We start from the raw sequence: 5,975 nt of genomic DNA, 5'->3' as shown, positions 1-5,975 counted from the left end.
GGATTAAAATTTGTTCAATCTAGGGGCTATTTAATCGCGGCGTGAGGTTTGTAACCTAGTGGGCTAAGTAAAAACCGAGCAACAAAGAGTAAATAGCCCCTAGGCAGAACCCTTTGGGCAGCGCATGTTTGGCATTTATTCCACGTTATCGCCCATTTATGGGGAATAACCACACTACATAGGCTCTGCCTTGCCTAAATACCAAACAGACTGCTGCAAATTTAACCTCGAAAGATAAACAGGCCCTAAGTTCTGTTAGTCAATCATATTGGCAATTGGCTTAACTGAATCTACATCTTGATCGTAGTCAACACTATCTATACCAAAACCAAATAAGCGTAAAAACTCATTATGGTAACCAACATAATCTGTTAGCTCATCAATGCTGCTCGTATCTACTTTATCCCAAACAGCTTGCACGCGAGCTTGCACGTCGTCTTCTAGCTCTTTATAGTTTTGGAATAAATGTCCACCGTCGTCAAAGCGAGGAGATTCACCATACAAGTTTTCACTAAATAATGCGTGAATTTGCTCAATAGTGCCTTCATATGTGCCATCTGCTTTCATAACTTTAAATAAAGCAGAGATATATAACGGCATAATAGGAATAGCAGAACTTGCTTGCGTTACCACAGCATTAAGTGATGAAACATATGCCTCACCATTTAAATCTTTTGTTGATTCTTTAATAGCAGCGGTTGCACGGTCTAGATCTTCTTTAGCCTTACCAATAGTAGCGTGTCCGTATATTGGCCATGTTAGCTCTTTACCAATATAAGTGTACGCAGTCGTTTTAAAGTTATCGGCTAATACATCCGCTTCTTTTAATGCGTCAATCCACATTTCCCAATCTTCACCGCCCATTACTTTAATGGTGTTGTCGATATCGTCTTGGTTTGCAGCTTCAACAGTAATTTCATCAATTTCACGCTTTGATGTATTTAAGTTTTTAGTAGTAACGGCATTTCCAATTGGCTTAAGCGTAGATGAGTAAACTTCGCCCGTATTTGGGTCTGTACGACGAGGAGACGCTAAGCTGTAAATAATACAATCTACTTTGCCCAAATCTGCTTTAATAGTGTCGATTGCTTTTTGTTTAATTTCGTTAGAAAACGCATCGCCATTAATATTTTTAGACCAAAGGCCTGCTTCGTCTGCTGCATCTTGAAAAGCAGCGGTATTGTACCAACCAGCAGAACCTGTTTTGCGATCTGTACCTTCTTTTTCAAAGAAAATACCTAATGTTTTAGCACCACCACCAAACGCAGCTGTAATGCGCGAAGCCAAGCCGTAGCCTGTTGATGCGCCAATAACTAATACATTTTTTGGTGCATTTTTTAATGCGCCTTGTTGTTTTACATAGTTAATTTGTTCTTGAACATGCTCTGCACAACCAGCTGGATGTGCGTTTGTGCAGATAAATCCACGAATTTTAGGCTTAATGACCATTGATCATCCTATATCTTTTACAATAAAAATTAGCGCTAGTTTAAAGGCTAATACTAAAAACACTGATCTGATCAGTTAACCACAAGTGTAACAATCAAATCGCTATTAATTATTTAAGCTAATTTAGAGCCGCCCATACAATTAGGTGAATCAGGTGCCTCGCCGCCCTGCTCTGTATACTCATCGGGTGTATATGTATGAATTGCGAGTGCATGAATATGATTTGCTAATTCATCTTTTAGAATTTCATTAATTTCACGATGGCGCTGCAATAAACGTTTACCTGTAAAACCTTCGCTAACCACTATTACTTTAAAGTGTGATTCAGTGCCCGCACTGTGCATATGGCTTTCGTTAATTACGTTTAAATGTTTACACGCAATAGCGTTGCTTATTTTTTCTTGGATCTGTTGCTGCATTGACATAAAAGACCGTTTTAATTAGCTAATTTATACACTTACTATAACAATTTAACGCAGCGCTTGGCTAACTAAATTGCTTTTGTTTAATGTCCTTAATAAATCGGTAAGTTAAACTTATTCGAGGATGTGCAAGCGTTGTTTGTTTAGGTATTGCATGTTGATAATCTCGCTGGCTATGTCCATCCATTATTAAACAGCTGCCACTTTGTAATTTTAAGTCGGTTACTTTATTGCTCGCCTTGTGCTTTAACTTTAGAATCCGATCAGCTCCTAGCGAGACACACACAATTGTTGGTTTATCACCAAGCTCTATTTCATCATCACTGTGCCAGCCCATCGTATCATTACCATCTCGGTAATAATTAACGAGTAATGAGTTTAGAGGCTGATTTAAGTGCGCCTCTAAACGCCTTCTCATATTAAGTAACAATTCATCCCATGGCTCTACTATTTGCTTACTACTTGAATAGCCGTATTCAATATTTAAATCGCTCATGAAGCATTGTAGCCGTGGAATAGGCCCCGTTTTACCATAAACAGTTACATCGGGTTGCTGCCAACGTAGGTTTTTTTGCAAATAATAAAATAGATCGAGGCTTTTTTGTGCACTAAGTGCCCTACTTTGATAAGAAAAGCCATTTGGTAACTGTTGGGGGTTGGCGTTTTGCCGTTGCATGTTAGAATTTACCTACATTAGATTACTGATCAACGAACCATTATGACGACGCAAGCCCAGCTAGGCGATAAAACCTTTACTCTTGAACGCTTTCCTTTGGATCAAAAAAACCGCAGCTTACAAGCGTGGGATTCGGCAGATGAGTACCTTATCAATTATGTTAACGAACATCACCCTGATTGTCGCTCATTGCTTATTTTAAACGATAGCTTTGGTGCACTTGCTTGTTATTTTAATAAGTTAACGGTTTGTTCAGTTAACGATTCTTATATTAGCCACCAAGCTGCGGCTTATAACTTACAAGAAAACAAACTGCCTACAGCAGATTTCACACAATTAGATAGTTTGTCTGCATTACCGCAGGATGTTGATTTAGTACTTATTAAAATCCCTCGTAATGTAGGTTTTTTACAGTTTCAGTTAAGTGAACTCAGTGAAGTCCTTGCACCTGGTACGCCAGTAATTGCCGCAGGTAAAACAAAAGAAATTCATAACTCAACAATAAAATCATTTGAGCAATTTATTGGTGAAACAAAAACTAGCCTAGCAGTTAAAAAATCCCGCCTTATATTAAGTACAGCTAAAGGCGGATATAAAGCAGCAGATTTCCCTGTAACGTGGGAGCTTGAAGGTACTGAGTTTAATATAACAAACCATGCAAATGTGTTTTCGCGTGATTCGTTAGATATTGGTGCACGCTTCTTTTTTAACTACTTACCAGAAACACCAAAAGCTAAAAGCATTATTGATTTAGGCTGTGGTAACGGAGTTGTTGGATTAATGACGCTTGCTCGTTGCCCTAATGCATCAGTTACTTTTGTTGATGAGTCTTACATGGCAGTAGAGTCGGCTCGGTTAAATGTAGAAATTAACCTAGGCGATAAGTTTGATAACTGCGAGTTCATCGAAAACGACTGTTTAACAGGCTTTGAAAGAGACAGTGTAGATATGGTGCTTTGTAACCCTCCATTTCACCAAGCTCAGGCCGTTACCGACCATATTGCTTGGCAAATGTTTAAACAAGCAAAAGATACTTTAAAAGAAGGCGGCGAGCTGCGTATTATTGGTAATCGTCATTTAGATTATCATGATAAATTAAACCGTATGTTTGGCAACTGTAAGTTGCTAGGTTCAAACAAAAAGTTTGTCGTTTTAAGTGCAACAAAAAATAGTGGAATGCTATAAATGAAATTAACAAACATTATAATTGGGTGTTGTGTATTACTGATACTTGGTGGCTGCGCGAATCAGCCTAGCCAAGTAATACTTAACCCTGTTTATAAAAATGGTCAAATTAGCACTATAAATAGTAGCTTAAGTACTAGTGTAATTGATTTACGTGGCGATACATCAACACTTAAACTTATTGAGTCAGACAAAACTAAAACCTTTGCAAGTCAAGGCATTACCAGCTCTATTAAAAGTGTGTTAGACAGCGCCCTTAGCCGCAATGGAGCCAGTATTTCTAACTTAGCAACTGTTCGCTTTGAAGTAGATATTCATGCATTGCAAGCTGTTGTAACCGAAAAGCTAGTGAGCCATACCAGCGAAGCCCACATAGAACTTGGCGTGCGTGTTATTCGCGCCTCAAGTAACTTTAGTAAAGTGTATAGAGGCAGTGCTGATTTAGAAGGCCCATTTAGTCATGAGCGAGCAAAAATAGAAGGTCAGCTCAATAAGTTGACTGAGCAAGTTATTACCCGCATTGTATCTGACCCTGAATTAATAGAATTTTTAGAAGGTTAACTATGAAACGACTTTTTTTAATCTGCTTAGGCCTATTCTTTAGTGTAAGTAGCTTAGCAGCCCAAGAAGGCCGCTTTGTGCAAAAGGACAACATTTTTCCACGCGTAGAAATTGTAACGTCAATGGGTAGCATCGTGGTTGAGCTGGATCGCTCTAAAGCGCCCATCACAGTCAATAATTTTTTAACTTACGTGTCAGACAAAAGTTATCAAGGCAGCGTTTTTCACCGTATTGAGCGCGATGTAGAAAATGATCGCGACTTTGTTATTCAAGGTGGCGGTTACGATAAAGACTATGATGGCCTACATGAAAATGACCCTATTTTTAATGAAAGCGGTAACGGTTTAAAAAACGATATGTATAGCATTGCTATGGCCTATCAAGATAGACAACCGCACTCAGGAACTCGCCAATTCTTTTTTAATATGGATAATAACGATCACTTAAATCCAGGGAAAGATTGGGGCTTTGCTGTATTTGGTAGCGTAATGGATGGTTACGACACGCTTGATAAAATTATGACTGTTGAAACCGGTTTTAATGAAAAAATTGGCTACGATTTCGTACCAGTAAAGCCGGTGGTGATTTTAAACATAAAAATGCTTGAGCAAGTCCCACTATAATTTTTTAAGAGCAGCTTAGCTGCTCTGCATCAAAGCCAATGAAGGCCCTATGAGCAAATCTCTCTCTATTAGCGAATATTTTTCTTACTTTAAAGACAAACGCTTAATCCACATTTTCATATTTGGTATGAGTAGCGGTTTTCCGTGGGTTTTAATTGGCTCTGTTATGTCTGCTTGGCTAAAAGATGAAGGGCTAAGTCGCAGTATGATAGGCCTATTTGGCATTGTATTTGGCGCTTACAGCATAAACTTTTTGTGGTCGCCACTCATTGACCGTACAAAACTTCCTATTTTATATAAATGGCTAGGCCAACGTCGCAGTTGGATACTATTTTGCCAAAGTTTTATTTTTATTGGCACCTTGCTATTAGCAGGGCTTGATTTAAAAGCTAATTTGGCAATTGTTGCTGCGATTTGTTTATTAATCGCCATTGCTTCAGCTACTCAAGACATTGCTATTGATGCCTTTAGAATAGACACCCTAAGCGAAAGCGAATCACACAAAGCAACCGCTGCAGCCGCAATGGCAACTTCGGGTTGGTGGACAGGTTATGCACTTTTAGGCGCCATTCCATTTTACATGGCCGATATACCCTCGCTCGACTGGCCACAAATTTATTACTTTTTAGCTGCCGTAATGCTGCTGTTAATGAGTGGAGCACTGTTTGCAAAAGAGCCCGAAACTAACCGCGAAGCAGTACATGCTGAACTTGAGCGTGTGTACCTTGAAAAACTGTCCTCTACAAAACAAACTCCTTTAACAAAAACTGTTGCGTGGCTTGCGGTAACCGTTATTGATCCCTTTAGAGCTTTTTTTACTAAAAATGGCGTTAAAACAGCACTAGCATTACTTGCGTTTATTTTCTTATTTAAAATAGGCGAAGCGTTTTTAGGGCGCATGTCGATTGTGTTTTATAAAGAAATTGGTTTTAGTAATAGCGATATAGCTACATTTTCGAAGGTAGGTACAGCGGTACTTACAATCATATTTACCTTTGTTGGCAGTTTATTTAATCAAAAATATGGCATTGTTAAGGGTTTATTTGTAAGTGGTATTGC

The 5,975-nt window shown here is 38.7% G+C and carries 7 protein-coding genes; 4 read left to right on the top strand and 3 right to left on the bottom strand.

The genetic code is table 11. From position 1 onward, the window contains the following. Nucleotides 1-255 precede the first annotated feature (255 nt). From fabV to H5072_RS10055, 3 genes are all read right to left on the bottom strand, one after another. Nucleotides 256-1,449, bottom strand: coding sequence for an enoyl-ACP reductase FabV (gene fabV, locus H5072_RS10065; protein WP_138489515.1), 1,194 nt, complete (start codon nt 1,447-1,449; stop codon nt 256-258). Between the two features lie 113 nt (nt 1,450-1,562). Further along, complete coding sequence (locus tag H5072_RS10060) at nt 1,563-1,874, bottom strand: BolA family transcriptional regulator (RefSeq protein WP_024596564.1); 312 nt, start codon at nt 1,872-1,874, stop codon at nt 1,563-1,565. A gap of 61 nt (nt 1,875-1,935) precedes the next feature. Beyond that, nucleotides 1,936-2,547 carry an alpha-ketoglutarate-dependent dioxygenase AlkB gene (locus tag H5072_RS10055; RefSeq protein WP_182693452.1) on the bottom strand — a complete coding sequence of 204 codons (612 nt, stop codon included), beginning with the start codon at nt 2,545-2,547 and terminating at the stop codon, nt 1,936-1,938. Between the two features lie 42 nt (nt 2,548-2,589). On the opposite strand from H5072_RS10055, the gene H5072_RS10050 reads away from it, so the two are divergent. From H5072_RS10050 to H5072_RS10035, 4 genes are all read left to right on the top strand, one after another. After that, nucleotides 2,590-3,732, top strand: coding sequence for a methyltransferase (locus H5072_RS10050; RefSeq protein WP_024604970.1), 1,143 nt, complete (start codon nt 2,590-2,592; stop codon nt 3,730-3,732). Beyond that, nucleotides 3,733-4,293: a YajG family lipoprotein gene (locus H5072_RS10045; RefSeq protein WP_154903662.1), complete on the top strand. Its 561-nt coding sequence runs from the start codon at nt 3,733-3,735 to the stop codon at nt 4,291-4,293. It abuts the gene before it with no gap. Between the two features lie 2 nt (nt 4,294-4,295). Further along, nucleotides 4,296-4,916 (top strand): peptidylprolyl isomerase, encoded by a 621-nt coding sequence (locus H5072_RS10040; protein ID WP_182693451.1) that lies wholly within the window; start codon nt 4,296-4,298, stop codon nt 4,914-4,916. Nucleotides 4,917-4,965: 49 nt separating this feature from the next. Continuing rightward, on the top strand, nt 4,966-5,975 hold a 1,010-nt coding region (locus H5072_RS10035), incomplete at its 3' end, for an MFS transporter (RefSeq protein WP_182693450.1).

This window comes from Pseudoalteromonas sp. SR45-5, assembly GCF_014163565.1.
GTDB classification, from domain to species: Bacteria; Pseudomonadota; Gammaproteobacteria; order Enterobacterales; family Alteromonadaceae; genus Pseudoalteromonas; species Pseudoalteromonas distincta.
This window is presented reverse-complemented; position numbering and strand designations above follow the sequence as displayed.

Coding starts and splice junctions, on each gene's coding strand:
- H5072_RS10055 (WP_182693452.1), bottom strand. CDS start 2,547: ATGCAACGGCAAAACGCCAACCCCCAACAGTTACCAAATGGCTTTTCT.
- H5072_RS10045 (WP_154903662.1), top strand. CDS start 3,733: ATGAAATTAACAAACATTATAATTGGGTGTTGTGTATTACTGATACTT.
- H5072_RS10040 (WP_182693451.1), top strand. CDS start 4,296: ATGAAACGACTTTTTTTAATCTGCTTAGGCCTATTCTTTAGTGTAAGT.
- H5072_RS10060 (WP_024596564.1), bottom strand. CDS start 1,874: ATGTCAATGCAGCAACAGATCCAAGAAAAAATAAGCAACGCTATTGCG.
- H5072_RS10050 (WP_024604970.1), top strand. CDS start 2,590: ATGACGACGCAAGCCCAGCTAGGCGATAAAACCTTTACTCTTGAACGC.
- fabV (WP_138489515.1), bottom strand. CDS start 1,449: ATGGTCATTAAGCCTAAAATTCGTGGATTTATCTGCACAAACGCACAT.